This is a genomic window from Streptomyces sp. NPDC041784, from assembly GCF_055591025.1.
Genome location: NZ_JBVJAB010000050.1, coordinates 1 through 24,836, shown reverse-complemented (window position 1 = coordinate 24,836; position 24,836 = coordinate 1). Strand labels below are relative to the sequence as shown.

At 73.1% G+C, this 24,836-nt stretch carries 27 protein-coding genes; 12 read left to right on the top strand and 15 right to left on the bottom strand.

Features of this window, described 5'->3' with window-relative positions; all coding sequences use genetic code 11:
• Positions 1-27 precede the first annotated feature (27 nt).
• The 3 genes from ACZ6D7_RS44780 to ACZ6D7_RS44770 all read right to left on the bottom strand — a co-directional run bounded on the left by ACZ6D7_RS44780 (position 28) and on the right by ACZ6D7_RS44770 (position 2,452).
• The gene (locus tag ACZ6D7_RS44780; protein WP_469504067.1) at positions 28-894 is read right to left on the bottom strand and encodes an ANTAR domain-containing protein; all 867 of its coding nucleotides are present in this window, start codon (positions 892-894) and stop codon (positions 28-30) included.
• A gap of 105 nt (positions 895-999) precedes the next feature.
• Positions 1,000-1,836: a SigB/SigF/SigG family RNA polymerase sigma factor gene (locus ACZ6D7_RS44775; RefSeq protein ID WP_469504064.1), complete on the bottom strand. Its 837-nt coding sequence runs from the start codon at positions 1,834-1,836 to the stop codon at positions 1,000-1,002.
• Between the two features lie 211 nt (positions 1,837-2,047).
• Entirely contained in the window at positions 2,048-2,452 is a 405-nt protein-coding gene (locus ACZ6D7_RS44770) for an ATP-binding protein (RefSeq protein WP_469504062.1), read from the bottom strand.
• Positions 2,453-2,864: 412 nt separating this feature from the next.
• Between ACZ6D7_RS44770 and ACZ6D7_RS44765 the strand changes: the two genes are divergently transcribed.
• Positions 2,865-3,320: a cyclic nucleotide-binding domain-containing protein gene (locus ACZ6D7_RS44765; protein WP_469504060.1), complete on the top strand. Its 456-nt coding sequence runs from the start codon at positions 2,865-2,867 to the stop codon at positions 3,318-3,320.
• A 48-nt stretch (positions 3,321-3,368) separates the two neighbouring features.
• Here the strand turns inward: ACZ6D7_RS44765 and ACZ6D7_RS44760 are convergent, their stop codons facing one another.
• Positions 3,369-4,682, bottom strand: a complete 1,314-nt coding sequence (locus ACZ6D7_RS44760) for an MFS transporter (protein ID WP_469504057.1) — start codon at positions 4,680-4,682, stop codon at positions 3,369-3,371.
• A 105-nt stretch (positions 4,683-4,787) separates the two neighbouring features.
• A complete protein-coding gene (locus ACZ6D7_RS44755; protein ID WP_469504054.1) occupies positions 4,788-5,405 on the bottom strand; it encodes a LysE/ArgO family amino acid transporter in 618 nt (205 codons plus the stop codon).
• 79 nt (positions 5,406-5,484) lie between these two features.
• Between ACZ6D7_RS44755 and ACZ6D7_RS44750 the strand changes: the two genes are divergently transcribed.
• A complete protein-coding gene (locus ACZ6D7_RS44750) occupies positions 5,485-6,384 on the top strand; it encodes a LysR family transcriptional regulator ArgP (RefSeq protein ID WP_469504051.1) in 900 nt (299 codons plus the stop codon).
• A 21-nt stretch (positions 6,385-6,405) separates the two neighbouring features.
• Here the strand turns inward: ACZ6D7_RS44750 and ACZ6D7_RS44745 are convergent, their stop codons facing one another.
• Positions 6,406-7,113 (bottom strand): TetR/AcrR family transcriptional regulator, encoded by a 708-nt coding sequence (locus ACZ6D7_RS44745; RefSeq protein WP_469504048.1) that lies wholly within the window; start codon positions 7,111-7,113, stop codon positions 6,406-6,408.
• A gap of 198 nt (positions 7,114-7,311) precedes the next feature.
• On the opposite strand from ACZ6D7_RS44745, the gene ACZ6D7_RS44740 reads away from it, so the two are divergent.
• The gene (locus ACZ6D7_RS44740) at positions 7,312-8,529 is read left to right on the top strand and encodes a saccharopine dehydrogenase family protein (protein ID WP_469504046.1); all 1,218 of its coding nucleotides are present in this window, start codon (positions 7,312-7,314) and stop codon (positions 8,527-8,529) included.
• A gap of 48 nt (positions 8,530-8,577) precedes the next feature.
• Here the strand turns inward: ACZ6D7_RS44740 and ACZ6D7_RS44735 are convergent, their stop codons facing one another.
• From ACZ6D7_RS44735 to ACZ6D7_RS44720, 4 genes are all read right to left on the bottom strand, one after another.
• Positions 8,578-10,407 (bottom strand): sensor histidine kinase, encoded by a 1,830-nt coding sequence (locus tag ACZ6D7_RS44735; protein WP_469504043.1) that lies wholly within the window; start codon positions 10,405-10,407, stop codon positions 8,578-8,580.
• Positions 10,404-11,099, bottom strand: a complete 696-nt coding sequence (locus tag ACZ6D7_RS44730; protein ID WP_469504040.1) for a response regulator — start codon at positions 11,097-11,099, stop codon at positions 10,404-10,406. The genes ACZ6D7_RS44735 and ACZ6D7_RS44730 overlap by 4 nt, the downstream gene beginning before the upstream one ends.
• A 109-nt stretch (positions 11,100-11,208) precedes the next feature.
• Positions 11,209-11,961 carry a hypothetical protein gene (locus ACZ6D7_RS44725; protein ID WP_469504038.1) on the bottom strand — a complete coding sequence of 251 codons (753 nt, stop codon included), beginning with the start codon at positions 11,959-11,961 and terminating at the stop codon, positions 11,209-11,211.
• A 60-nt stretch (positions 11,962-12,021) separates the two neighbouring features.
• Positions 12,022-13,467 carry a M1 family metallopeptidase gene (locus ACZ6D7_RS44720; protein ID WP_469504035.1) on the bottom strand — a complete coding sequence of 482 codons (1,446 nt, stop codon included), beginning with the start codon at positions 13,465-13,467 and terminating at the stop codon, positions 12,022-12,024.
• Positions 13,468-13,619: 152 nt separating this feature from the next.
• On the opposite strand from ACZ6D7_RS44720, the gene ACZ6D7_RS44715 reads away from it, so the two are divergent.
• Positions 13,620-13,967: a DUF488 domain-containing protein gene (locus tag ACZ6D7_RS44715; RefSeq protein WP_469504032.1), complete on the top strand. Its 348-nt coding sequence runs from the start codon at positions 13,620-13,622 to the stop codon at positions 13,965-13,967.
• 4 nt (positions 13,968-13,971) lie between these two features.
• Here ACZ6D7_RS44715 and ACZ6D7_RS44710 read toward each other — a convergent pair whose 3' ends face one another.
• Together ACZ6D7_RS44710 and ACZ6D7_RS44705 are read right to left on the bottom strand one after the other, a co-directional pair.
• Entirely contained in the window at positions 13,972-15,645 is a 1,674-nt protein-coding gene (locus ACZ6D7_RS44710) for an FAD-binding dehydrogenase (protein ID WP_469504091.1), read from the bottom strand.
• 17 nt (positions 15,646-15,662) lie between these two features.
• Positions 15,663-16,313 (bottom strand): TetR/AcrR family transcriptional regulator, encoded by a 651-nt coding sequence (locus tag ACZ6D7_RS44705; RefSeq protein WP_469504030.1) that lies wholly within the window; start codon positions 16,311-16,313, stop codon positions 15,663-15,665.
• 134 nt (positions 16,314-16,447) lie between these two features.
• Between ACZ6D7_RS44705 and ACZ6D7_RS44700 the strand changes: the two genes are divergently transcribed.
• The 6 genes from ACZ6D7_RS44700 to ACZ6D7_RS44675 all read left to right on the top strand — a co-directional run bounded on the left by ACZ6D7_RS44700 (position 16,448) and on the right by ACZ6D7_RS44675 (position 21,625).
• Positions 16,448-17,077: an alpha-ketoglutarate-dependent dioxygenase AlkB gene (locus ACZ6D7_RS44700; protein ID WP_469504028.1), complete on the top strand. Its 630-nt coding sequence runs from the start codon at positions 16,448-16,450 to the stop codon at positions 17,075-17,077.
• 138 nt (positions 17,078-17,215) lie between these two features.
• Positions 17,216-17,965: an MBL fold metallo-hydrolase gene (locus ACZ6D7_RS44695; protein WP_469504026.1), complete on the top strand. Its 750-nt coding sequence runs from the start codon at positions 17,216-17,218 to the stop codon at positions 17,963-17,965.
• Between the two features lie 121 nt (positions 17,966-18,086).
• Positions 18,087-18,392 (top strand): hypothetical protein, encoded by a 306-nt coding sequence (locus ACZ6D7_RS44690; protein WP_469504024.1) that lies wholly within the window; start codon positions 18,087-18,089, stop codon positions 18,390-18,392.
• A 201-nt stretch (positions 18,393-18,593) separates the two neighbouring features.
• Complete coding sequence (locus ACZ6D7_RS44685) at positions 18,594-19,409, top strand: hypothetical protein (protein ID WP_469504021.1); 816 nt, start codon at positions 18,594-18,596, stop codon at positions 19,407-19,409.
• Positions 19,406-20,356, top strand: a complete 951-nt coding sequence (locus tag ACZ6D7_RS44680; protein ID WP_469504019.1) for an MvdC/MvdD family ATP grasp protein — start codon at positions 19,406-19,408, stop codon at positions 20,354-20,356. Before ACZ6D7_RS44685 ends, ACZ6D7_RS44680 begins: the two co-directional genes overlap by 4 nt.
• Before the next feature lie 33 nt (positions 20,357-20,389).
• Positions 20,390-21,625 (top strand): DUF4032 domain-containing protein, encoded by a 1,236-nt coding sequence (locus ACZ6D7_RS44675; protein WP_469504016.1) that lies wholly within the window; start codon positions 20,390-20,392, stop codon positions 21,623-21,625.
• Positions 21,626-21,641: 16 nt separating this feature from the next.
• Here ACZ6D7_RS44675 and ACZ6D7_RS44670 read toward each other — a convergent pair whose 3' ends face one another.
• Positions 21,642-22,514 (bottom strand): universal stress protein, encoded by an 873-nt coding sequence (locus tag ACZ6D7_RS44670; protein ID WP_469504014.1) that lies wholly within the window; start codon positions 22,512-22,514, stop codon positions 21,642-21,644.
• 61 nt (positions 22,515-22,575) lie between these two features.
• Here ACZ6D7_RS44670 and ACZ6D7_RS44665 point away from each other — a divergent pair, with 61 nt between their 5' ends.
• Positions 22,576-22,932 (top strand): VOC family protein, encoded by a 357-nt coding sequence (locus tag ACZ6D7_RS44665; RefSeq protein ID WP_469504012.1) that lies wholly within the window; start codon positions 22,576-22,578, stop codon positions 22,930-22,932.
• A gap of 206 nt (positions 22,933-23,138) precedes the next feature.
• On the opposite strand, the gene ACZ6D7_RS44660 is transcribed toward ACZ6D7_RS44665, so the two are convergent.
• Both ACZ6D7_RS44660 and ACZ6D7_RS44655 read right to left on the bottom strand, forming a co-directional pair.
• The gene (locus tag ACZ6D7_RS44660; RefSeq protein ID WP_469504010.1) at positions 23,139-23,291 is read right to left on the bottom strand and encodes a hypothetical protein; all 153 of its coding nucleotides are present in this window, start codon (positions 23,289-23,291) and stop codon (positions 23,139-23,141) included.
• Positions 23,292-23,444: 153 nt separating this feature from the next.
• Positions 23,445-24,083, bottom strand: coding sequence for a hypothetical protein (locus tag ACZ6D7_RS44655; RefSeq protein ID WP_469504008.1), 639 nt, complete (start codon positions 24,081-24,083; stop codon positions 23,445-23,447).
• On the opposite strand from ACZ6D7_RS44655, the gene ACZ6D7_RS44650 reads away from it, so the two are divergent.
• Positions 24,082-24,327 carry a hypothetical protein gene (locus ACZ6D7_RS44650; protein ID WP_469504005.1) on the top strand — a complete coding sequence of 82 codons (246 nt, stop codon included), beginning with the start codon at positions 24,082-24,084 and terminating at the stop codon, positions 24,325-24,327. The genes ACZ6D7_RS44655 and ACZ6D7_RS44650 overlap by 2 nt on opposite strands.
• The last annotated feature ends 509 nt before the right edge of the window (positions 24,328-24,836 follow it).

Below are 24,836 nucleotides of genomic sequence, written 5' to 3'. Positions count from 1 at the left end.
GTGTGTCCGTCGGTCTCCGGTGGGTGGTCAGTGCCGTGGGTGGTGGGAATCGCGTTCCGCGCGGCCGAGGGCGTGCAGGTACTCCAGCGCGTCCAGGAGGACCGTGCGTTCGTGCCAGGCGAGCCAGCGGCCCGCCTGGGCGCCGAGGACGTCCAGGGCCTTGAGCCGGGTGCGGTCCAGTTCGGGGAGAGGGCCGTCGGCGTGGGCCGAGACCATGCCGACGCAGAGTCCGGCCGCCGTGGTCAGGGGCACGCTGTGGCAGGCCCGGCTGCCGGCGGCGAGGACGGCCTCGCGGGCGGGCTCGCTGAACACCGGGTCGCTCTCCACGTCCCGGACGGTGACCTGGCTGACGTCGCGGGCGGCCCTGGCGCAGGACGTGCCGTCCTCGCCGACGTGCTCGAAGAAGTCGAGGAACTCCTCCGTCAGCCCGGTGTGCCGTTCGATGCGCAGCCCTCCCCTGACCCGGTCGACGGTCTGGACGTTGCCCATCTCGGTGCCGACCACGGCGAGCGTCCGGTCCAGGACGGCGCCCAGCACCGCGCCCCTGCTGCGGGCGCCCTCCGTCCCCGGCGGCAGGAAGCTCAGGGCGGGCTCGGGGTGGCGGATCCGCCGGGGGAACCACACCGCCGTCCGCTCGTCCGGACGCGGTGTGGTCACCAGGGCCCCGGCCAGCGTGCGCATCTTGACGTTGTACCGCTGCGAGGAGCGGCGCATGAGGGTGAACGCGTCGTCCGCGCCGGGCAGGTCGTAGCGCTCCTGGAGCATGCCCTGCGCCTGGGAGATCAGCGGGTACGCCCGGGCCCGGGCCCGCAGTGCGCGCACCTCGGCGCGCAGCCGGGCCATCTCGCCGGGCTCCGGCGTCTCGTCCGCCGCTTCGGGTACCGCCGCGGTCATGGAACCTCCGTCCGGTCGCCGTCCTGGCAGCCGCCTCGTCGTGGCCGCTACGGCTCGCCTGCCCAGGACCCCTGGGCCTACACCCGGCCCGCCCGTGCGGGCGGCTCAGCTGTCGGGCGCGCGCCGGCCCAGGGCCTCCTGGCGGACCCGGGCGCAGCTGCGGCTGATGAGCCGGGAGACGTGCATCTGCGAGATGCCGAGCCGGTCGGCGATCCGGCTCTGTGTCATGTCCTCGAAGAAGCGCATGTAGAGGATGGCGCGCTCGCGTTCCGGGAGGCTGCGCAGGCCCTGCCTGGCGGACTCGCGGTCCACGACCACGTCGTAGGAGGAGTCGGGGCCGCCGAGGGTGTCGGCGAGGCTGTACGCGTCGTCGCCGGCGCGGAGTTCGGCGTCCAGCGACAGGGTGCTGAAGCTCTCCATGGCCTCCAGTCCCGTCGTGACCTCGTCCTCGGTGAGGCCCGTGCGGGCGGCGAGGTCGCGGACGGAGGGCTCGGAGCTGCCTGGGGTCTCGGCGAGTTCGCGGCGGGCGACGCGCACCTTGTTGCGGAGTTCCTGGACCCGGCGGGGCACGCGCAGCGCCCACATGCGGTCCCGGAAGTGGCGCTTGATCTCGCCGGTGATGGTGGGCACGGCGTAGCTCTCGAAGGCGCCGCGCTCGGGCTCGTAGCGGTCCACGGCCTTCACCAGCCCGAGGGCCGCCACCTGGCGCAGGTCCTCGACGGCCTCGCCGCGGTCGCGGAAGCGTCCGGCGATGCGGTGGGCCATGGGCAGCCAGGCGGTGACGATCTCGCCGCGCACGGCGTCCCGCTCGGGCCCGTCCGGCAGGGCGGCCAGCCGGGCGAAGGGGAGGGCGGTGTCGGGGGCGTCGTCGTGGGTACGGCGTGCCGGTGCGGTGGTGCGGGTGGATGCTGCGGCACGGCTTGTCGACATCTCGATGGGCATGCGGAATCGCTCCTGAAGAAGGGTTCAGGGAATGACCGCGGGAGGCGCTGCCGTCCGGGGCGCCGGAGCGTCCTGGAGGGGGCATACCGCTCCCGCCGGCGCGCCTCCGGTCCGAAGCACGAACTCCGTCTGCCCGGCGCCCGGAGGAACAAACTCCGTCCGCCGGAACGACGTTCACGGCGGGCGGGGTCGGACGACGCCCACAGCGGGCTCAGACGACGGCCACGATCGCGGTGATGCACTTGCCGCCGTCCGGGAGCCCGGCCACCCGGACGTCCCGGGCGAGCCGACGGACGATGGGCCAGCCGCGTCCGCCGGTGCGGTACCGACCGGGCTCGTGGAGCGGTTCGGTCACCGTCGGCAGCCGGTCGCTGCGGTCGCTCACGGAGACGCGGACGGCCCGTTCGCCGGCCTCGACGTCGAAGCCGGTGAGCCCGCCGCCGTGCAGGATGGCGTTGGTGGCCAGTTCGGAGGCGACGAGCAGGGCGTCGGTCAGGGCCTGTTCGTCGTACGGGCGTCCGTTGGCCGCGCACCGCACGGCCACCGCAGCCCGTATCGCTCCTCGGACGTCGGAGGGCCGGTAGGGCCCCGTCACCCCGCTCGAGCCGTCGGACATGTCCCCACGGTCCGTCGTGTCGTTGACAGGCATCCCTTCACTCCCCATGAGTGGTGCGGCCCTCATGGTTCGCCTGACCGCCGCTGCCGGGTCCAAACCTGGCGTACGGCACGTCCTGGCCCGGCCTCGCGCGGGCGGCGCGAAGTGAAACAGGTCACGCGGCCGGGTTTCGGTTACGCGAAACCTCTGGGGATGGTTTACCGTTCATACATACGTGGTGAGCGGGACGGATGGCACTTCTCCTCCCGGCACCACCCTTGACTGCCCTGGCTGGCCTCCCCCGTCCAGCCAGGGCTTTTCTTTGCCCTCGCGCGGAAAGTCGACTCCGCCGAGGTGCCCGCGACGCGCACAGCGGCTGAAATGGGCTGTGGAGAAAGCACCGCGACCGATCTCCGGCGAGGAGCACCGCGCCATGACCAAAGCGACCAAACTCCTGACCGCCCTTCCCCCGCCTCAGCGCCAGCGCCTGATGGAACTGGCCCGGGAGGTCTCGTTCCCGGAGGACACCCGGATCTTCGAGGCGGGCGGCACGGCCGACCGTTTCTGGGTCGTCCGCTCCGGCGCGGTCTCCCTGGTCCAGCAGGTGACGTCGGTGCAGCGGGTCACCGTCGCCAGCCTCGGTGCGGGCGACCTGCTCGGCTGGTCCTGGCTGTTCCCGCCGTACCGGTGGGACTTCGGCGCGGAGGCCTTCAGCCCGGTCCGCGCCTACGAGTTCCAGGCGCAGCCGGTGCAGAAGCTCTGCGAGGAGGATCCGGCGCTCGGGATGACGCTGGTGCGGATCGTGGCCGAGATCCTCGCCCACCGGCTGGAGATGACCCGCAACCGGCTCATGGAGCAGTACGGGACGCATCGGCGCGGGGTGCTGTAGCCGCGGGCCGGACGCCGGGGGCGGACGCCGGTGCCGGGGCGGGGCCCCTCAGATCCGGTACCGGCGTAGCGCCGGAACCGCCGCCGCCAGCGACAGCATCAGAGCGACGACCAGCAGGCCGCCGCCCGCGACCGCGGTGCGGGGGCCGAAGGCCGCGCCCGCCGTACCGTGCAGCACGTCGGCGAGGCGCGGGCCGCCCGCCACGACGACCGTGAAGACGCCCTGCATCCGGCCACGCATCTCGTCGGTGGCGGCGGACAGCAGGATCGCCCCGCGGAAGACCATGGACACCATGTCGGCGACCCCGGCGACGGCCAGGAACGCCACCGCGAGCCACAGACTGCCGCTCAGCCCGAACCCGGCGACCGCCGCCCCCCAGGCGACGACCGCCCCGATGACCATCCAGCCGTGCCGCCGCGCCCGGGAGAACGTGCCGGAGAACAGCCCGCCCAGCACCGCGCCGATGGGGATCGCCGCGAACAGCAGGCCCAGGGCGAGCCCTTCGCCGTAGGAGGCGTAGGTCTCGGCGGCGAGCTGCGGGAACAGGGCGCGGGGCATGCCGAAGACCATGGCGATGATGTCGGCGAGGAAGGACAGCAGCAGCACCTTGTGCCGGGAGATGTACCGGAAGCCCTCGGCGATCTCGCGCACCCCGGCGCGCCGGGCGCCGGCACCCGCGAGCGGCGGCAGCGCGGGCAGCCGGGCGACGGCCCACAGGGTCGCGCACAGGGCGAGCGCGTCGATGAGGTACAGCTCGGGCAGACCGATCACAGGTATGAGTGCACCGGCCAGCAGCGGGCCCGCGACCAGGCCTGTCTGCATGACGGTGGAGCCGAGGGCGTTGGCGGCGGCCAGTTCCTCCGGCGGGACCAGCCGGGCGATGGAGGCGTTGCGGGCGGGCGCGTTGAGGCCGAAGAACGCCTGCTGGGCGGCGAGCAGCACCATGAGCAGGGCCACCGAGTCCAGCCCCGAGGCGGCCTGGAGCCAGAACAGCACCGAGGTGACGGCGACACCGGTGTTGGTGATCAGCAGCAGCTTGCGCCGGTCCATGGTGTCGGCGACCGCGCCGCCCCACAGGGCGAACAGCACCATGGGCAGCAGTCCGGCGAGGCCGGCGTAGCCGACCCAGGCCGAGGAGCCGGTGATGTCGTAGATCTGCTTGGGGACGGCGACGGCGGTGAGCTGGCTGCCCACGGCCGTGACGATGGTGGAGCACCACAGTCGCCGGTAGGCGGGGCGGCGCAGCGGGCGGGTGTCCATGGCCCAGCGGCGCCAGCCGCGCCGGGGGCCGGGGCCGTCCGGCGGACTCGGGCCGTCGTCGGTGCCGGCCTCGGGTGCGGTGCTGCTCTCGCTGGTGTCCACGCGTTCCCTGGTTGCTCGTTACATCTTTCTGGTCCGGGGGTCACTATCCCAGCAACTCCTGTGGTTTCGCGGCCCTGATGGACATCCGGTCTCAGATTCCGGACATCAGGCTCCGGCGATGAGCAGCACCCCGAGGGTGATCATCGTGGCGGCGACCAGGCCGTCCAGGACGCGCCAGGCGGCGGGGCGGGTGAGGAAGCGGCCGAGCAGACGGGCGCCGAAGCCCAGGGCGGCGAACCAGCAGAGGCTGGCGAGCGCGGCGCCGAGCCCGAAGGTCCAGCGCAGCGAGCCGCGGTCGGCGGCGATCGAGCCGAGCAGGAAGACGGTGTCGAGGTAGACGTGCGGGTTGAGCCAGGTCAGCGCGAGGCAGGTGAGCACGGCCCGGCGGCGTGAGCCCGCGGCCTCGCCGTCCGTGCGCAGGGCGTCCGTGCCGGGCCTGATCACCCGGCGGGCCGCGAGGAGTCCGTAGCCCAGCAGGAACGCGCCGCCGATCCAGCCGACCACGGTGAGCGCGTCCGGCCAGGCCACCACCAGGGCGCCCACCCCGCCGACACCGAGGGTGATGAGGAGGGCGTCGGACAGGGCGCAGATCCCGACGACGGCCAGGACGGCGTCCCGGCGGATCCCCTGGCGCAGGACGAAGGCGTTCTGGGCGCCGATGGCGACGATGAGCGAGAGACCGGTGCCGAAGCCTGCGGCCGCGGCGGCGAGTGCGGTGGACATGCCTCCACGCTAGGCAGACGATCACTGGAGGTACAGCTAAAGATTCTTACGTATCCTTAGCGTTCGTGATGACCTCGTGATGACCGACCTGCCCCTCGATCTCGTACGGACCCTGCTCGCGGTGGTGGACGAGGGCACGTTCGACGCGGCCGCCGCCGCCCTGCACGTGACGCCGTCGGCGGTCAGCCAGCGGGTCAAGGCGCTGGAGCAGCGCACGGGCCGGGTGCTGCTGCTGCGCACCAAGCCGGTGCGGCCGACGGAGTCCGGGGAGATCGTGGTGCGGTTCGCCCGACAGCTGGCCCGGCTGGAGCGCGACACGCGGTCCGAGCTGGGCATGAGCGATGCCGGTGAGCCGGCCCGGGTGACCGTCGCGGTGAACGCGGACTCTCTGGCGACGTGGTTCCTGGCGGCCCTGTCCCGCGTGCCGCGGGAGCCGCAGCTCCGCTTCGAGCTGCATCGGGAGGACGAGACACGGACGGCGGAGCTGCTGCGGGAGGGGCTGGTCATGGCCGCGGTCACCTCGTCGCCCGACCCGGTGGCCGGCTGTTCCGTGCGGGCGCTGGGCACGATGCGCTATCTGGCCGCCGCGAGCCCGGAGTTCGTCGCCCGGCATCTGGACGGCCGTCCCCTCGCCGAGGCCCTGGCCCGGGCCCCGGTGATGACCTTCGACCGCAGCGACGACCTCCAGGACGGGTTCGTGCGCGGGCTGAGCCGGGGCGCCGGGCAGGCGAGCGGCGTACGGCACGCCGTGCCGACCTCGGAGGGTTTCGTGGCCTCGGTCGCCGCCGGCTTCGGCTGGGGCATGGTCCCGCAGGTCCAGGCCGACGCCCTGCTGCGCTCGGGCGCCCTGATCTCCCTGGCGCCGCGCCGGCCCCTGGACGTCCCGCTGTACTGGCAGCAGTGGAAGCTCGACTCGCCCGCGCTGGCGGCGGTCGCGGACGCGGTGACGGCGGAAGCGGCCCAGGCACTCAGGCGCTGAGGCCTCCAGGAGCCGAGGTCCTCAGGAGCCGAGCCCCGCCAGCGTCGCCTCCGCGCTGTCCAGCAGCATCTCCAGTGCCGTCGGATAGGCGCTGGTGACCATGTGGCTCGACAGCAGCGGGGCCGCCTCCGCGATCCGGGGGTGGGTGGCGGCGGGCAGCCGGGCGTACGTCGAACGCCACACCGCGTCGTCGGCGCGCTGCGAGGCCCGGGGCAGGGCCAGGGACGCGGCGTCGAGGGCGGCGAAGGCCAGCGTCTGGTCGATGAAGGCGTGGTAGACGCGGACCGTCTCGCGCAGCGGGAACCCGGCGGTGCGCAGCACGTCCAGGACGGCCTCGTCGGCGGCCAGCTCGTTGGCCCGGCCGGTGACCCGGCTCGCGGTGAGCTGGGCGGCCTGCGGATGGGCGACGTACGCGGCGTGGATGCGCAGCCCGATCGCGTGCAGGTCCGCCCGCCACCGGCCCGTCGGCGCCCAGCCGCGCAACGCCTCGCCGATGAGCGCGTCGCCGATGGCCAGGGTCAGTTCGTCCATGCCCCGGAAGTACCGGTACAGGGTGCTCGGGTCGCAGTCGAGGGCGAGGCCCAGGCGGCGGGCGGTGAGCCCGGTGCTCCCGTGCTCGCGCAGCAGGCGCAGCGCGGCCTCGACGATCAGCCGCTCGGACAGCACGGTGCCGCTCCGGGTGGGCCGGCGCCGGCGCCGCTTCTCCTCCGGTACGACCGCCTTCGGCATGACCCCTCCCGTGTCCCCGGTCCTTATGCCAACGCCATTGACCTTACGTTGGTCCGGGGCGTTGTATCTCCGGCAGGGCCCCTTCGCACACCTTTCGCTCGCCTGCGTAAGGATTCGCGCACGTTCGCACAGTTTTCGCACTCTTTTCGCACATCATTCGCGCACCCTTCTCCAGCCTCGACCGAGGGAGTTCTCGTCATGCGTGTCCTGCTTGTGGGCGCCGGCGGTGTCGGTACCGCCCTCACCCGGATCGCCGCCCGGCGTCCGTTCTTCGAGGCGATGGTCGTCGCCGACTACGACCCGGCCCGCGCCGAGGCGGCCGTCGCCGCGCTCGACGGGGACGACCGCTTCCACGCCGCGCGCGTCGACGCCGGCGACGAGGCGGCGGTGACGGAGTTGCTCACCCGCCACCGCTGCGACGTGCTGCTCAACGCCACCGACCCGCGCTTCGTGATGCCGCTGTTCGGCGCGGCGCGCACCGCCGGGGCCACCTATGTCGACATGGCGATGTCGCTGTCCCGGCCGCACCCGGAGAAGCCGTACGAGGAGTGCGGGGTCAAGCTCGGCGACGCACAGTTCGCACAGGCGCGGGAGTGGGAGCAGGCGGGCGGTCTCGCCCTCGTCGGGATGGGCGTGGAGCCGGGCCTGTCGGACGTCTTCGCCCGGTACGCCGCCGACGAACTCTTCGACGAGATCGACGAGATCGGCATCCGGGACGGCGCCAACCTCACCGTGGACGGCCTCGACTTCGCGCCCTCGTTCAGCATCTGGACCACGATCGAGGAGTGCCTGAACCCGCCCGTGGTCTACCAGTCCGACCGCGGCTGGTACACCACCGAGCCGTTCAGCGAGCCCGAGGTGTTCGACTTCCCGGAGGGCATCGGCCCGGTGGAGTGCGTGAACGTGGAGCACGAGGAGGTGCTCCTGGTGCCGCGCTGGGTGGACGCGCGCCGGGTCACCTTCAAGTACGGCCTGGGCCGGGAGTTCGTCGACACGCTGAAGACGCTGCACAAGCTGGAGCTGGACCGCACCACCCCGGTGACCGTGCCGAGCGCGGCGGGCCCGGTGCCGGTCTCCCCCAGGGACGTGGTCGCCGCCTGTCTGCCCGACCCGGCGACCCTGGGCGAGCGCATGCACGGCAAGACGTGCGCGGGCACCTGGGTGCGGGGCGTGAAGGACGGGGCGCCGCGCGAGGTGTACCTGTACCACGTGGTCGACAACCAGTGGTCGATGGCCGAGTACGGCAGCCAGGCCGTGGTCTGGCAGACGGCCGTCAACCCTGTCGTCGCCCTCGAACTCCTCGCCACCGGCGCCTGGTCCGGCACGGGCGTGCTGGGCCCGGAGGCCTTCCCGGCCCTCCCCTTCCTCGACCTGCTGACGGCGTACGGCTCCCCGTGGGGCCTGCGCGAGCAGTGAACCGGGACGGCTGCCCCGGACCGGCGGCGGCTGCCGGCCGCGCGGCGCTCAGCCGTCCTGCGGAGCCGCCGCGGCCGGCAGCCGCAGGGTGAAGACGCTGCCGCTGCCGGGTGTGCTCGTCGCCTCGGCCGTGCCGCCGTGGGCGGCGACCAGGTGGCGGACGATGTTCAGGCCGAGGCCGCTGCCTCCGGTGCGCCGGCTGCGGGACTTCTCGGCGCGCCAGAACCGTTCGAAGACGTGCGGCAGGTCCTCGGCGGAGATACCGGCGCCGGTGTCGGCGACCGCCAGGACGACGTCGTCGCCGGCGCGCCGGGCGCTCAGGGTGACCGTGCCGCCCTTCGGGGTGTGCCGTACGGCGTTGGTGACGAGGTTGCCGAGTGCCTGGCGCAGGCGCACCGGGTCGGCGTCCAGCCACGTGCTGTCCTCGGTCGCGGTGCGCAGGGCGACCCCGGCGGTGTCGGCGGCGACCCGGTGGGCGGCGGCGACCTGGGCGAGCAGTTCGTCGGCGAGCACGGGTTCGCGGTGCAGCCGCAGAGTGCCGGCGTCGGCGGCCGCGAGGTCGCGCAGGTCGTCGATGACCTGCTGGAGCAGCAGGGCCTCCTCGTGCAGCGCGCCGAGGAGTTCGGGGTCGGGGTCGACCAGGCCGTCCCGGGTGACCTCCAGCCACCCTCGGATGTTGGTGAGCGGGCTGCGCAGTTCGTGGGCGACGTCGGCGACGAGGGCCTTGCGCTGGGCCTCCAGGCGTTCGCGCCGTTCGGCGAGGTCGTTGAAGGCCTCGGCGAGGATCCCGGTCTCGTCGCGGGTGGTGACGGGCACGCGCGCATGCCGGTCCGGGGGCTGCTGGGCGGCTTCGGTGAGCGCGCGCAGCGGCCGGACCAGACGGGTGGCGACGACCGCCGTCACGGCGACGGTGACGGCGAGCACCAGTCCGGCCGTGCCGACGACCTTCGCCTTGTTGGCCGGGGACAGGTTCCACCGGGGCGTCGCGCGGTTGTCCCCGCCGCCGAGGAAGAGTTCGGCGGCCGGGGCGACGTACGGGTCGAGCTGGACGCGGCGGGCGTCGTCGATGCAGGTCTGCGCGGCGCGCTGGGACTTGCTGCCGCCGATCTTGGAGTAGTACTTCGAGATGGTCGGGGGCGCGAGGCTGCCGTCTCGGCCGTCGACGATCAGGCCGAACGGGGCCTCGCCCTCGAAGCCCGCGCGGCTCAGACAGGGCCGGGCGCGCGTCTCGAGCGCTTGCAGCGCCTTCTCCTCGGTGGGGGTCGGCGCGGCGAGCCGGCCCCTGTCGCACATCTCGCGCGCGTAGTCGGAGTCGAGGATGCCCTCGTCGTCGGTGAGGAGCGGCCGGCCGCTGGGGATGCGGATGACGGTCGGGTCGTAGCCCAGGCGCGTGTAGCAGCTCCGCTCGGCCTCGGCGTAGTGGTCCAGCTTCTCGCGTTCGGCCGCGGTGAGCCGGTAGGGGCCGACCACGCGGGGGTCGATGCCGCCGAGCTGGGCGCCGTGCTCGGTGTAGGTGTCGGTGCGCAGCGGGTCGACGCCGGCGGCGGCGCGCGGGGGCAGGGAGGTGCCCCGCGGGGCGGAGTCGGCGATCGGCACGCGGTCGGTGGTGGTCAGGGCGATGCGCCGGCCGGTCTTCGTGGACAGGGACCGCACCACGGCCTCGACGCCCGTCCAGTCCGGGTGGGTGGCGGCGTACCCGCTCAGCTCGGCGAGGATGTCCATGTCGTCGGCGAGGGCCTGGCCCTGTTCCTCGCGCAGGGCGCGGGTGGTGGTGGCCACGGCCAGCCAGGCGGTGGCGGCCACGGAGCACACGGCGATGAGGACGGAGGCGAAGAGCAGCCGTACCAGCAGCCGCTTGCGCAGGGGGATGCGGTTCACCCGCGGCCGCCGCTGAGCTTGTAGCCGACGCCGAAGACGGTCAGAAGCCGGACGGGTCTGCGCGGGTCGGCCTCGATCTTCCGGCGCAGGTTCATGATGTGCACATCGACGGCCCGTTCGGTGGAGGAGCGGTCGTAGCCGCGGGTGCACTGGAGCAACTGCCGCCGGGAGAAGACGCGTTCGGGTTCGCCGACGAGGGCGAGCAGGATCTGGAACTCGGCGGGCGTGCACTCCACGGGCACCCCGTCGCAGTGCACCTCGTGCCGCACCGGGTCGACCGCGATCCCGGCGGCCCGCACCACCGGCTCCTCCCGTCGGCCGGCGGAGCGGCCGCCGCGCCGCAGCACGGTGCGGATCCGGGCCATCAGCTCGCGCGGGCTGTACGGCTTGGTCATGTAGTCGTCGGCGCCGACCTCCAGGCCGAGCAGGACGTCCTCCTCGGCAGCACGGGCGGTGAGCATCAGGACGGGGATGTCGTCCTCGCGGCGCAGCGCGCGGCAGACCGCTATCCCGTCGAGGACCGGCAGCATCAGGTCCAGCACGACGAGGTCGGGGCCGAGCCGCCGGGCCGCGTCGACGGCGGCGGGTCCGTCGTGGACGACGGTGGCGGTGTGGCCCTCGGCGAGCAGGGAGCGCCGGATCAGCTCGGCCTGCATCGCGTCGTCCTCGGCGACCAGGACATGTGCGCACACGGGCGGTTCCCCCCTCGGTCGGGAATGCGGTCGGAAATGCGGTCGGGTTGTGGCCGGGTTGTGCCCGGCGACGGTCAGGATCTGGTCGGGAATGTCGTCAAGGATGCCGTCAGCGGGCCAGAGAGGCATGGTCGCCCATGACGACGACCGGGTGGAGGGCGGGGTCGAGGGTGCGCAGCAGGTACTTCATGTGCCGCTCGGCGAGGCTCACGCATCCTTGGGTGGGCCCGCCGTGGTCGACGTGCAGCCAGATCCCGCCGCCGCGTTTCGCGCCCATCGGGCGGGTCCAGTCGAGCGGCGTCGTGCCGGGCTCGCGGTTGTAGTTGATGGCGATCACATAGTCGAAGGAGCCTTCCAGCGATTCACCCTCGAACCCGGTGCCGGGCGAGGTGAAGCCGACGCCCTGGTCGTAGGTCAGCTCGGTGCCCGGGTCGGCCAGGAGCCCGCCGGCGTCGGTGAGGCCGTAGACGCCGATGGGCGAGCGCAGGTCACCCCCCATGTGGTGATCGCTCCAGCCGCGCAGCGCGTTGTGCGCGGGCCAGCTCTCCCCGGCCTGCCAGCCGCCCTCGGCGGTGCGGGTATAGAGGACCGCGGTGGACAGCGGGGAGTCCTTGCCGCGCCCGGTGACCACGACCGCCTGCCGTGCGTCGTCCGGCACCTGGGACCAGGTCTTCGGCCCCAGGCCGGCTATCTGCCTCGGTGGCGCCGGCACCGAGGCGACGGGGGCGGGGGTGTTCGGCGTGCGCGGGGTCGTCACGGTCACGGCGGACTCGGGTCCGGAGGAGGCCGCGGCGCCGCCGCCACACCCGGTGAGCAGGAGGGAGGCGGCGAGCAGCGCGGCACGGGGGCGGTACGTGATCATGGGTCGACCATGACCGACAGGTGTGTGGAACTCGTCAGGTTTCGCGGGCACTTTCGACGGTCATGGCGTGGCGGGCTTGCCCGGGGTGTACAGCCAGGTCCGGAACAGCGCCGTGAGGTCCTGGCCCGACTCCCGCTCCGCCAGGCGTTCGAGCTGGGCGGTGGTGCCGTGGCCGTGGCGGTGCTCGGCCGCCCAGGCGCGCAGCACACGCTGGAAGACGCGGTCGCCGACGGCAGTGCGCAGGGCGTGCAGGGTCATGGCGCCGCGGGCGTAGACGGGGGTGGCGAAGATGTTGGCGCCGCTGCCGGGGTCGCCCGGCGGGAACTCCCACAGGGGGTCGTTCGCGGGGGTCGCGTACAGGGCGTCGAACGTCTTCTGCGCGCTGTCGCCGCCGTGCTGCTCGGCGTAGAGCCACTCGGCGTAGGTCGCGAAGCCCTCGTTGAGCCAGATCTCCTTCCAGGAGGTGAGGGAGACGGAGTCGCCGAACCACTGGTGGGCGCTCTCGTGGACGAGGGTGCTCAGGTCGGGCGCGCTGTCGTAGACGGGCCGGGTCTGGGTCTCCAGGGCGTATCCCACGTTCGGCGCGTGGTCGACGATGGAGCCGGCGGCGCGGTACGGGTACGGGCCGAACAGCTTGCTGCCCCACTCCAGCACGGACGGCAGCTTCTTCAGGACGGGTGCGGCGGCCGTGGCCTCGCGCGGGTCGACGGCGTCGTACACCTTGGTGCCGTCGCGGGTCGTGTACTGCTTGACCTGGAACGTCCCCACGGTGGCGGTGGCGAGGTAGGCGGCCATGGGTTCCGTCTGACGCCAGCGGAACGTGGTCTTGCCGTTCTTGGTGCTCTGCCCGAGGAGGAGGCCGTTGGCGACGGCGGTGCGGCCCTTGGGGACGGTGATCGTGAAGTCGTAGGAGGACTTGTCCAGGGGGTGGTTGTTGGCCGGGAACCAGGTCATGGCGCCCTGCGGCTCGCCGACCACGAAGGCGCCGTCGTCGGTGGGGATCCAGCCGTCGAGGGAGCCGTCGGGGTCGGTGACCGGGCCCGGCTTGCCGCTGTAGGTGACCGTGACGCGGAAGAGTCGGCCCTTGCGCAGCGGCCGGTCCGGGGTGACGACCAGTTCCTGGCCGTCGCGCCGGTGGGCGGCCTTGACGTGGTCGACCGTCAGGCCGGTGACCTTCAGGCCGGTGAGATCGAGGTCGAAGCGGGTCAGCCGCTGGGTGGCGCGGGCGGTGAGGACCGCCTTGCCGTCGAGGTGACCGGTGCCCGGGTCGTAGCGCAGGGTCAGGCCGTAGTGGGACACGTGGTAGCCGCCGTTGCCGGCGAGCGGGAAGTAGGGGTCGCCGACGCCGGGCGCGCCCACCGAGCCGGCCGCGGTGGCGGGTCCGGCCATCGTGAGCAGGGCCGCCACGGCGACGGGCACGGTGACGGCGACGGCGCGGCCGTGGAGGAGGGCGGGGCTTCTGCGGGGGCGGTGGAGGAGTGTGGGGCGTCTGCGGGGGTGCGTCACTTGCGCTCCTGGGGGGTGGCGTGTGATCAGACGTCCTCAGACTAGGCAGCGGGGCCCCCGCGATCCCCTCGTTCAGGTCACGCCACGCGGCGGGCCCCGCCGTCCCCGGGCTACGCTCGACAGCACCCGCCGTCCCGAGGAGAGGCCCGCCCGTGAGTGTCCGCGTGCGTCGCGTCTACGAACCGCCCGAGTCCGCAGACGGGGTGCGGGTCCTGGTCGACCGGCTGTGGCCGCGGGGCGTGTCCAAGGAGGCGGCGGGCGTCGACGAGTGGCCGAAGGCCATGACCCCGTCGAACGAGCTGCGCCGCTGGTACCACGCGGGCGAGGGGTCGTACGAGGAGTTCGCGCGCCGTTACGAGGCGGAGCTGGCCGCCCCGGAGGCGGCCGAACTCCTCGATCACGTCCGGGTGTTGGCTCGTGCGGGGGCGGTGACGCTGGTGACGGCCGCGAAGGCTCCCGAGGAGAGCCACGCTGCCGTGCTCGCCCGTCTTCTGGGCTGATCCCTCAGCCCGTCTGCCGCGCCGCCGCCCGTCCCGCGGCCCGCCCCGAGAACAGGCAGCCGCCGAGGAAGGTGCCTTCGAGGGCGTTGTAGCCGTGGACCCCGCCGCCGCCGAAGCCGGCCACCTCGCCCGCCGCGTACAGGCCCTCGACCGGCCGGCCGTCGGCGCCGAGGGCGCGCGAGTCGAGGTCGGTCTGGATGCCGCCGAGCGTCTTGCGGGTGAGGACGTGCAGCTTGACGGCGATGAGCGGGCCCGCCTGGGGGTCGAGGATCCGGTGCGGGGTGGCGACCCGGCCGAGGCGGTCGCCGATGTAGCGGCGGGCGTTGCGGATGCCCTGGACCTGGGCGTCCTTGCTGTACGGGTTCTCGATCTGGAGGTCCCGGGCCCGGATCTGCCGGCGGAGTTCGTCCGCGTCGAGCAGCGGCTTGTCGGTCAGCGCGTTCATCTTCTCGACGAGCCGGTCGAGGGTGTCCGCGACGACGAAGTCGGCGCCGTGGTCGAGGAAGGCCTGCACGGGCGCGGGGGCGCCCTTGCCGAGGATCCGGTCGCGCAGCACCGCCCCCCGGTCCTTGGCGGTGATGTCGGGGTTCTGCTCGGAGCCCGAGAGCGCGAACTCCTTCTCGACGATCTTCCGGCTGAGGACGAACCAGGAGTGGTCGTACCCGGCGATGTCCTCGGTGGTGCGCAGGTACTTGAGCGTGCTGAGGGTGTCGTACCCCGGCAGGCACGGGTCGGGCAGCCGGCGGCCGAGGGCGTCGAACCACATCGAGGACGGGCCGGGCAGGATGCGGATGCCGTGGCCGGGCCAGATGGGGTCCCAGTTCTGGATGCCCTCGGTGTAGTGCCACATGCGGTCGCGGTTGACCAGCCGGACGCCGGCCTCGGCGCTGATGTCGAGCATCCGGCCGTCGACGTAGGCGGGGACGCCGGTGACCATCTCGGCGGGCGGGGTGCCCAGGCGTTCGGGCCAGTAGCGGCGGACGATCTCGTGGTCGGCGCCGATGCCGCCGCTGGTGACGACGACGGCCTGGGCGGTCAGCTCGAAGTCGCCGATCGCCTCGCGGCTGGAGGCGACTCCGCGCGGGGAGTCGTCGGCGGCCAGGACCGTGCCGCGCACGCCCCGGGCGGCCCCGCCGTCCAGGACCAGCGCGTCGACGCGGTGGCGGTGGTGGAAGGTCAGCAGCCCGTCCTTCGCGGCCTGCTTGGCGTACCGGACGAACGGCTCGACGACACCGGTGCCGGTGCCCCAGGCGACATGGAAGCGGGGTACGGAGTTGCCGTGCCCGTCGGCGCGCAGATCGCCGCGTTCGGCCCAGCCGACGGTCGGCACGAAGGAGATCCCGTGCCCGGTGAGCCAGGTCCGCTTCTCCCCCGCCGCCCACTCGACGTAGGCGCGCGCCCAGCGCACCGCCCAGGAGTCCTCGTCGTCGACGCGGTCGAACTGCGCGCTGCCCTGCCAGTCGTTCCAGGCGAGGTCGAGGGAGTCCTTGATGCCGAGCCGGCGCTGTTCCGGGGAGTCGACGAGGAAGAGCCCGCCGAAGGACCAGAACGCCTGGCCGCCGAGGTTGGCGGCGTTCTCCTGGTCGACCAGGGCGACCCGCCGGCCCCTGCTGGTGAGTTCGTGCGCCGCGACGAGGCCCGCGAGGCCCGCTCCGACGACGATGACGTCCGCGTCCATGGCGACCGTTGCCTTTCTCATGGGGACTCAGGGGAAGGGGCGCTGCCGTCGGTCAGCAGCGCGGTGAGCAGTTGCTTGAGCCAGGCACGGGCGTGGTCCACGTCCTTGTCCAGCAGCAGTTGGGTGGTGACGCCGTCGTACGCGGCGACCACGGCGTGGGCGGCGGAGTCGGTGTCGCCGAGAACCGGGGGCAGGGGGGTGTGGCCGCGGGCGCGGGCGAGCCGGTCGGCGATCGCGCGGTGCAGCCGGGCCCGGTGGCCGAGCAGGGACTGCGCGACGGCCGGGTCGCGGGCCGCGTGCACCAGGAAGTCCGTCTTCACCAGCAGCCAGTCGAGGTCGAGCAGGAGGACCTCGGTGACGCGGTCCACGGAGGCCGGCACGTCGAGGTCCGGTCCGTCCCCGGCGAGGGCGTCGGCGACCTGCTGGGCGATCAGGTCGGCGCGCTCGCGGTAGAGCGCGAAGAACAGCTCGTCCAGGCTGTCGAAGTTGGAGTAGAAGGCGCCCCGGCTGTAGCCGGCGGCGTCACAGACCTCCTCGATGGAGACCCGTCCGAAGCCCTTGGCCGCGAACACGGCGAAGGCGGCGTCGAGCAGGTTGGCCCGCGTGCGGACCCGGCGCCGGGTGACGCGTCCCGTCGTCGGCTGATGCGGCGTCTGCTGCGCGGCCATGGTGTTGGAACCTCCGTTCGATACGCGAATGTATCGGATACATCTATGTATCGAAAGGGTTCGGCCACACCGAGACACCGGGTGCACGCACCTGATCAGCGAACATATTTTCGAATACGGCGTACCCTGAACCCATGACCGCGCACCACCTCCAGGGCTCCCTCTTCGACCAGACCGACGACCTGCGCCTCGGCCCCCTCGCCGGGATCGACCGGACCACGCTCGGCTCCGGCGCCTGGATCGACGTGCTGCCGGGCTGGCTGAGCGGCTCGGACGCCCTGTTCGAACACCTCGCGGCCGAGGTCCCGTGGCGCGCCGAGCGCCGCGCGATGTACGACAGCGTGGTCGACGTACCGCGCCTGCTGGCGTTCTACGGGGCGGGCGAGGCGCTGCCGCACCCGGTCCTGGAGGAAGCCCGCGCGGCGCTGTCCGCGCACTACGCCGACGAGCTGGGCGAGCCCTTCGTCACCGCCGGCCTCTGCCACTACCGGGACGGGCGGGACAGCGTCGCCTGGCACGGCGACCGGATCGGCCGGGGCGCCCGCGAGGACACCATGGTCGCCATCCTCTCCGTCGGCACACCCCGCGACCTGCTGCTGCGTCCGCTGGGCGGCGGCGGGACGGTACGGCGTCCGCTGGGACACGGCGACATGATCGTGATGGGCGGCTCCTGCCAGCGGACCTGGGAGCACTGCGTCCCGAAGTCGGCGCGCGCCGCCGGGCCGCGCATCAGCATCCAGTTCCGGCCGCGCGGAGTGCAGTGAGGCCCATTGAGGCCCTCCGCCTCGGGGTCGCTCCGGGGTCGCTCTTCGGCCGACGCGCGGCCCCGCCGCCGGTGCGCCCCTCCTGATCTGCTTTGCTGTGCCGGTCGGACAGCCTCCTCACCACACGGGACGACCACCATGGGCGCGGACGTACGGCACATCGCGGACGGCACGTATCTGGTGCACGGCTCTCACACGAACTGGGTGATACTCACCGACGGGGACGCGATCACGCTCATCGACACCGGCTACCCGGGAGACCGGCAGCAGGTCCTGGACTCCCTCGCCTCGGTGGGCGGTTCGCCCGAGGCGGTCACCGCCGTCCTCATCACCCACGCCCACAACGACCACCTGGGCTCCGCCGAGCACCTGCGGGCGACGTACGGCACCCCGGTGTACCTCCACGAGGCCGAAGTGCCGCACGCCCGGCGGGAGTTCCTCCAGCAGGTGTCCGTCCCGGAGGTGTTGCGCAACGCGTGGCGTCCCGGTGTGGTGCCTTGGATGGTGCACGTGCTGCGCTCCGGCGGCACCGAACAGCACCCGGTCACCGCGCCCGAGGCGTTCCCGGCAGCCGACGGCCCCCTGGACCTCCCCGGCCGCCCGGTCCCCGTGCCCACCCCGGGCCACACGAGCGGCCACGCCGTCTTCCACCTCCCGGACGCCGGGATCGTCGTCTCCGGCGACGCCCTGGTGAGCGGCCACCGGACCTCGCGCGTCCGGGGCCCGCAACTGCTGCCCGACATGTTCCACCACGAACGCGCCCGCGCGGTGGCCTCCCTCGACGTGATCGCCGGCCTCAACGCGGACGTCCTGCTGCCCGGCCACGGCCCCGTCCACCAGGGCTCGGTACGGGAGGCGGCACACCTGGCGCAGGAGCGGGCGGGATAGCTCCCGGACGGCGCGCGGACGGACGCGCCCAGTGCTTCGAGCGCCCCCTTCGGAGGGGCGGGCGGCGCGGTTACGGTGATGGTTCGACGTGGCCGCAGTTCTGGGGGAAACCATGACGCGCATGCCCTCCCTTCCAGTGTTCGAGTCCTTTCCCGCCGAGGTCCGGCGCGCGGCCCTTCGCTACGCGCGGCTGCGGGCCGGTGTCGTCGAGGGGACGGACGTGCCGGGGCTCACCCGGATGAAGGAGGGGAGCGAGGGAAGCGAGACCAGCGAGTCGAGCGAGAACAGCGAGAACTCCGAGCGCAGTGAATTCAGCGAGGGAAGCGAGTTCGGCGAGCGGAGCACTCCCTCCTCGTACGCCACGGGCTCGCGGCCGGTGCCGCAGGGTGAATGGGGTCCCCTGGCATCGCCGGTCCGCCGGGACTGACGACGGACGGGGAAACCGACCGGGAGACGTACGGGGAGACCGACGGGAACACCGACGGTGAGCCGGACGGGCCCTTTCTGCCGGCCACGGCCCGTCCCGATGTGACGACTGAACCCGCCCGCCGGGCCTGGCAGTTGGCCCAGGCGCTGCACGCGCTGCGGGCCGCCGACGGCGGTGCCCGGGGCGCGTCGGGGGAACGCGATGACGATTCTGGTGCTCGCCCCGCCCGATGACGAGACCGCGCTTCTGTTCTCCGCGTTCGCGGTGGAGGCGGGGCACAGGGCGGTCGTGCGGCAGGCGTTCGACGATCTGACCGTCACGGTGACGGCCGGGCGGGACGCATCGGTCGAGGTGGACCTCCGGGTGACGGGCGAGCCGGTCCGGGGCGTGCTGCACCGGGGGATCGGGCCGCCCATGGAAAGCGAGGGTGACGCCGAGGCGGAGTTCGTCCACGCCGAGTCCCTCGCCGTCTGGTGGTCCGCGCTCGCGCTCTGGCGCGGGCCGGTGATCAACCGGCCGACCCGCCACGGCTTTCTGCCCCGGCTGGACCCCCTCATGCTGGCGCGCCTGCCGGGGATCACGCTCCCGCCGTCCTCGATCGGCGGCCGGTCCCGGTACGCCCCGGCGCCCGGCGAGCGCCTCAACGTCCACCGCGAGCGTGACGGAGTGTTCCTCGGGCACGGGGCGGAGGCGATACCCCGGGGCGCGGACGAGATCCTCCGGTTCACCTGTTTCGCCCCGGACCGGACCCGGCATCTCCTGCTCGCCGGGGACGAGGTCTTCGATCTGTCCGCGGCCACCGGCGCGCCGGTGGCCGCGGCCCGTACCGCGCCGGCGCCCCTCCTGGACCGGCTGCGCTCGCTCGGCGTGTCCTTCTGTCTGCTGGTCGTGGAACCGTCGGCCGAGGGGCTCCGGCTTCTCGACGTCTGCTGTCAGCCGATGCACCACCAGTTCGCCCCCGTGCGCCACCGGGTCTTCCAGGCACTGCTGGACCGGCTGCTGGACGGGCCGTCGTGATCCTGTGTGTCGGCCTCGCCGCCGATCCCACGTTCCTGCACGGGCTGCGCGCCATCGCCGGGGCGGCGCTCCCGTACGAGGTGGTCGATCTGCCCACCCTCGCCCTGTACGGCGACCTCACCATCCCGCTGGACGATCCGCGGGCCACCCGCGTCCGCACCGGTGACGGCGCGGCGGAGGTCTGCCTCGCCGACGTCACCGCGGTGTGGTGCCGGCCGCTGAACGTCTCGGCCGCCGCCCCCGATACCGGCACGGCCCACCGTGCGGACGGCCAGTACCAGGCGCTGTGCCGCCTGCTGGAAGCCGTCGACCTGCCCGTGCTCAACCCGCCGTGGCGTGAGGCGTCCAACGCCACGAAGGTGCTGCACGCCGTCACGCTCGCGCCCGTCGCCGGCTGGCGGATCCCCCGGTCCTGTCTCACCGACGACCCCGCCACCGCCCTCGATTTCGTCCGCTCCTGCCCCCGAGGCGCGATCTTCAAGGGCGCCGGCGCGGCCAAGACCTGGGCCACGCTGTTCCGGAGCGAGCACGAACGGCTCCTGCCGCGCGTCCGCCGCCATCCGACCCTCTTCCAGGAGCGGATCGCGGGCCCCGACGTACGCGTCCATGTCGTCGCCGACCGGGCGTTCGCCGAGCTGATCCACTCACCGGAACTCGACTACCGCACGGTCCACGGTGCCAACCGCTACCGCCCGGCCGACCTGCCGCCCACCGTGCTGGAGGGCTGCCGACGGCTGGTCGCCGACACCGGGGTGCCCTTCCTCGGCGTGGACTTCAAGATCGAGGAGAGCACCGGCGACTGGTACTTCCTGGAGGCCAACTCCATGCCCTGCTACGAGGGTTACGACGTCCGCGCCGACGGCGCCGTCTCCCGCGCCCTGCTGGACTGGCTGACCGCCGACGGCCGGCCGGGGCCCCGGGCGTCTCGGCCCCTGAACGGGCCCTGAGACGACGCGGGCCAAAGCCGTAATGTTCGGGCCATGGCTTTGCAGATCAGCGCCACCACCCCGGAGCACCCGGCACTCCTGCTGGAACTGCCCTGGCACCTGCCCCTGGAGCGGTGGCCCGAGGAGGTCCTCGTCCCACTGCCGCGCGGTATCTCCCGCCACGTGGTGCGCTACGCCCGGGCCGGCGACGAGGTGATCGCCGTCAAGGAGCTCGCGCAGCGGCCCGCGCTGCGCGAGTACGAGCTGCTGCGCGACCTGGACCGGATCGGCATCCCCGCCGTGGACCCGCTCGCCGTGATCACCGGCCGCACCGACGACGCCGGTGATCCACTGGAGCCGGTGCTGGTCACCCGGCATCTCGGCGGCTCGATGCCGTACCGCTCGATGTTCGAGACGACCATGCGGCCGGCGACCATGCACCGGCTGATGGACGCCCTCGCCGTGCTGCTGGTGCGGCTGCACCTCGCCGGGTTCGCCTGGGGCGACTGCTCGCTGTCCAACACGCTGTTCCGGCGGGACGCGGGCGCCTACGCCGCCTACCTCGTCGACGCCGAGACCGGCGATCTGCACGCGCAGCTCAGCCCCGGCCAGCGGGAGTACGACCTCGATCTGGCCCGGGTGAACATCAGCGGCGAACTGCTCGACCTGGAGGCGTCCGGGGCGCTGCACCCGTCGGTGGACCCGATCGAGTTCGGCATGGAGATCTGCGCCCGCTACGGCGCGCTGTGGGAGGAGCTGACCCGCACCTCGGTGTACCCGGCGGGCAAGTACCACTACATCGAGCGCCGCATCCGCCGCCTCAACGACCTCGGCTTCGACGTCGCCGAGATGCAGATCGAGCACTCCTCCAACGGCGACACGGTCACCTTCGTGCCGAAGGTCGTCGACGCGGGCCACCACCAGCGCCAGCTGCTGCGGCTGACCGGCCTGGACACCGAGGAGAACCAGGCCCGGCGGCTGCTGAACGACCTGGAGAGCTGGATGGCGACCCAGGACGACTACGCGCCGGGCGACCCCCTCGCCGCGCGGCCCGAGGTGCTGGCGCACCGGTGGGTGCGGGACGTGTTCCGGCCGACCGTGCGTTCCGTGCCGTTCGAACTGCGCGGCTCCATGGACGCCGCGGAGATCTACCACGAGCTGCTGGAGCACCGCTGGTACCTGTCGGAGCGCGCGCAGCAGGACATCGGCCTGGACACGGCGGTGGACGACTACATCGTGAACATCCTGCCCACGGCACGGGAGACCCTGGAGCCCACCGTGCCCGAGTGAGCGGGCGGTGCGTGCGTCAGTCGTGGGGGACGACGGCCACGGGGCAGTCCGCGTGGTGCAGCACGCCGTGCGCCACGGAGCCGATCCGGGCGCCCACGGCCGTCCGGTGGGCGCGGCGGCCGACCACCATCAGCTGCGCCCGTCCGGCGACCGACAGCAGCACCTGTCCCGCGCTGCCCATCTCCACGTGCTCCACCACGTGCACGTCCGGGTACCGCTCCCGCCAGGGCCGCAGGGCGTCGGCCAGCGCCTTCTTCTCGTAGGGCTCCAGGCCGCCGGCGTCGTCGAGGAGCTTGAGCGAGGCGGGGCTGTAGGCGTACACCGGCGGCAGCGTCCAGGCCCGTACGGCCCGGACGGTCGCACCGCGCGCGGCGGCGGTCTCGAACGCGAACCGCAGCGCGGGGGCGCTGTCCTCCGGCTCGCCCTGCTGGCCCACGACGATCTCGTGCCCGGCCACCTCCGTGGACGCCTTGTCGCCCGCCCGGACCAGGACGACCGGGCACGCCGCCTCGGCGATCACCTGCTGGCCGACGGAGCCCACCAGGAACCCGACGACCGCCCCGTGTCCGCGGGAGCCGAGGACCAGCGTGTCCGCCTCCGCCGCGGCCGCGACCAGCGCCTCGACGGGCCGGCCCTCCACGACGTCGGTGGTCACGGCGAGCCCGGGGTGGCGCTCGGCGACCGTCGCGACGGCCTGCCGCGCCGCGTCCCGCACCCACCGTTCCTGTGCCTCCCGGTCCGCCACGTCGGCCGCCGCCTCCGGCTGGAACCGCCATGCGTGCACCACCCGCAGCTCCAGATCCCGCCGGACGGCCTCCCTGGCCGCCCAGGCGAGCGCCGCGAGGCTCTCGTCCGTCCCGTCGACCCCTGCCGTGATCGGGCCCGTCATCCCGCTGCCTCTCCGTCGATGATCACTTCGTTCCCGGCCAGTCTTCACTACGCTGCCCGGTATGACGCTGGAATGGGAACAAATGGTCGTCGACGCGGCCGACCCGGTGGCGCTGGGGCGCTGGTGGGCCTCGGCCCTCGGCTGGGTCGTCGTCAACGACGCGTCCGACGAGTACGAGATCCGGCCGGCCAAGGACCGCCTCCCCGGCCTGCTCTTCGTCCCGGTCCCGGAGGGCAAGCAGGTCAAGAACCGCCTCCATCCGGACTTCCGCCCGGCCGACCAGGCCGCCGAGGTGTCCCGGCTGCTGTCCCTGGGTGCCCGGCACGCGGACGTGGGCCAGGGCGAGCAGCCGTGGGTCACGCTGGCCGATCCGGAGGGGAACGAGTTCTGCGTGCTGGCCGCCCGCCGGCCGTCCTGACCGACCGCGCCCGGTCCTGAACCGACAGCGCCCCGGGTACCCCGGCGGCGCAGGTCATTTTTGGCACCCCAGCCGCGGGGATCGTGCCGCTCGGAGCCCCGGTCGATCGACCGGCTGAGCGAGGACCGGGACAGCCGGGCGCGCAGCTCTGAGGGCCACGTGGCGATCGCCTCCGCGTCGGGGTCGGCGGGCGGCTCGGGCTCGCGCTACGGGCGGAGTACGGCCTCCGGAGGCCGTCCGGCCTGCTTGAGGCGGGCGGCCTCGCCGCGCAGCCGCTGCGCCTTCTCCCGCGCGCCGGGACGGCCGGGTTTGGCCGCCAGCTCACGCAGGCGCCGCTGGATCATCTTCGGGTTCATCATCCTCCTCGTCCTCTCCGAGCGGTCCGAACTCCGCCTCGAATTTCGCTACTTCGGCCAGTACGGCCTCCGCGCCGTCCCGCTCCCGCCCTCCCGCCGGGCCCGGCGGGAGGGCGGGCCGGTCGACGGTGGGCGCGGGCTGAGGCTCCACAGCCGTCACCCGGTACCGCAGCCCCTCGGGGCCGTCGATGTACAACTGCCCGTCGTCGGCCTGGTAGGGCGTGGGTGCAGCACCCAGCGGCGGCAGGGGCTCCGGCCGGTGAAGTCGCCCTCGATGGCGTGCAGGCGGGCGGAGGCGGCCTCCAGTGCATACGCGCGCCGGTCGTCCGGCAGGGAGACGGCGTCCACTGCCGCGAGAATCGCGGTCACGGTCATCTCCGCCTCCGACTCCGCCCGGCGCTCCAGGGCGATGGTCATGGCCTCCGGGGCGTCCGCGCCCTTGAGCTTGCGCAGGGACTCCTCCGCCCGCAGGCACCTGTCCCACGCCCGGCCCCAGGCGTCCGAGTCCTTCTCCATCCGCGTGAGGGAGCCGTATGCCCGGCGGTACAGATCCTCCAGCCGGACCTCCCGCATGGCGATGAACTCGTCCGAGGCCCGCTGCGTGCGGGTGCGGAGCAGGAGCGACAGCCGGTCGTGCACGGTCGACTTGGCCAGGCCCACCTCCTGCGCGATGCGGCGGACGGTCACGCCCGCCGCAGCCATGCTGAGGATCACGTCGTCTACGTGTCCGCGCTCCGGCTCAGGCCCGGGGCCGTCTGTCCGGCCGGAGGACGTCTCGTCCGGCGGTGCGGTCATGATCAGTCTGGCCGAGGACGCGCGCGACCAGGCGGTGAACACGCTGGTCAGCCTGGCGCAGGTGTTTGGGAAAGGCATGACAAGGTCCTTCCCGACCCCGGAGGCGCCAGGCCAGTATGCCGCCCCGAGCAAAGCGGAGAGGACGGCTTACGCCGTGCTGCTGCATGGACCGGCTGCGCGCTCAGGCGGCGCCGACGCGAGTCAGTGGCTGCTGCTGCGCGACCGCACAGCGAAGCGCCTGTAACCGACGCACCAGCAGCAGCCACACTTCAGGAACGCGTCAGTCGCCCAAGGCGCCGTCGAGGTAGTCCTGCACCGGCCCGTACAGGCCGCGCGGAACCAGCCCGCGGACAATCGCCCGGCGAGGCCCAGACGACCCCTGCGACTCCCTGACGCTCACCGGGGCGTCTCCGTGTGTGCGCTCAGGTCAGCACAGGCCGTCTGTGTCGTCGTGCTCTTCGCCGACTGGGAGTCGCCGACGGTCGTCCCCGGGGGCCTCGCTGTAGGTAACCGCGGAGGATGCTTCTCGGAAGTTGAGCCTGAGCTGCTCTTCTGACGGAGCATCAATCGGGTAGGAGGGCCGGTCGCCCGGCCCTCCTACCCGATTGATACGTCGGCGTCTCGCCATGAACATCTTCGAGTTCCGGTGGTGTCCCTGAGAGGTCGTTTTCTCCCGTTGTTTCATCCCGTGATGCGGTTTTGGTCCGGTGGTGTCGGGTCGCGCCAGGAGACTGTGGTTTCACCGGTGAGGCG

Excerpts from the sequence above, each read along its gene's own strand:
- ACZ6D7_RS44780 (WP_469504067.1), bottom strand. The coding sequence starts at position 894 with ATGACCGCGGCGGTACCCGAAGCGGCGGACGAGACGCCGGAGCCCGGC.
- ACZ6D7_RS44775 (WP_469504064.1), bottom strand. The coding sequence starts at position 1,836 with ATGCCCATCGAGATGTCGACAAGCCGTGCCGCAGCATCCACCCGCACC.
- ACZ6D7_RS44770 (WP_469504062.1), bottom strand. The coding sequence starts at position 2,452 with ATGTCCGACGGCTCGAGCGGGGTGACGGGGCCCTACCGGCCCTCCGAC.
- ACZ6D7_RS44765 (WP_469504060.1), top strand. The coding sequence starts at position 2,865 with ATGACCAAAGCGACCAAACTCCTGACCGCCCTTCCCCCGCCTCAGCGC.
- ACZ6D7_RS44755 (WP_469504054.1), bottom strand. The coding sequence starts at position 5,405 with ATGTCCACCGCACTCGCCGCCGCGGCCGCAGGCTTCGGCACCGGTCTC.
- ACZ6D7_RS44750 (WP_469504051.1), top strand. The coding sequence starts at position 5,485 with ATGACCGACCTGCCCCTCGATCTCGTACGGACCCTGCTCGCGGTGGTG.
- ACZ6D7_RS44745 (WP_469504048.1), bottom strand. The coding sequence starts at position 7,113 with ATGCCGAAGGCGGTCGTACCGGAGGAGAAGCGGCGCCGGCGCCGGCCC.
- ACZ6D7_RS44740 (WP_469504046.1), top strand. The coding sequence starts at position 7,312 with ATGCGTGTCCTGCTTGTGGGCGCCGGCGGTGTCGGTACCGCCCTCACC.
- ACZ6D7_RS44725 (WP_469504038.1), bottom strand. The coding sequence starts at position 11,961 with ATGATCACGTACCGCCCCCGTGCCGCGCTGCTCGCCGCCTCCCTCCTG.
- ACZ6D7_RS44710 (WP_469504091.1), bottom strand. The coding sequence starts at position 15,645 with ATGGACGCGGACGTCATCGTCGTCGGAGCGGGCCTCGCGGGCCTCGTC.
- ACZ6D7_RS44705 (WP_469504030.1), bottom strand. The coding sequence starts at position 16,313 with ATGGCCGCGCAGCAGACGCCGCATCAGCCGACGACGGGACGCGTCACC.
- ACZ6D7_RS44700 (WP_469504028.1), top strand. The coding sequence starts at position 16,448 with ATGACCGCGCACCACCTCCAGGGCTCCCTCTTCGACCAGACCGACGAC.
- ACZ6D7_RS44695 (WP_469504026.1), top strand. The coding sequence starts at position 17,216 with ATGGGCGCGGACGTACGGCACATCGCGGACGGCACGTATCTGGTGCAC.
- ACZ6D7_RS44690 (WP_469504024.1), top strand. The coding sequence starts at position 18,087 with ATGCCCTCCCTTCCAGTGTTCGAGTCCTTTCCCGCCGAGGTCCGGCGC.
- ACZ6D7_RS44685 (WP_469504021.1), top strand. The coding sequence starts at position 18,594 with ATGACGATTCTGGTGCTCGCCCCGCCCGATGACGAGACCGCGCTTCTG.
- ACZ6D7_RS44675 (WP_469504016.1), top strand. The coding sequence starts at position 20,390 with ATGGCTTTGCAGATCAGCGCCACCACCCCGGAGCACCCGGCACTCCTG.
- ACZ6D7_RS44670 (WP_469504014.1), bottom strand. The coding sequence starts at position 22,514 with ATGACGGGCCCGATCACGGCAGGGGTCGACGGGACGGACGAGAGCCTC.
- ACZ6D7_RS44665 (WP_469504012.1), top strand. The coding sequence starts at position 22,576 with ATGACGCTGGAATGGGAACAAATGGTCGTCGACGCGGCCGACCCGGTG.
- ACZ6D7_RS44660 (WP_469504010.1), bottom strand. The coding sequence starts at position 23,291 with ATGATGAACCCGAAGATGATCCAGCGGCGCCTGCGTGAGCTGGCGGCC.
- ACZ6D7_RS44650 (WP_469504005.1), top strand. The coding sequence starts at position 24,082 with ATGATCAGTCTGGCCGAGGACGCGCGCGACCAGGCGGTGAACACGCTG.
- ACZ6D7_RS44655 (WP_469504008.1), bottom strand. The coding sequence starts at position 24,083 with ATGACCGCACCGCCGGACGAGACGTCCTCCGGCCGGACAGACGGCCCC.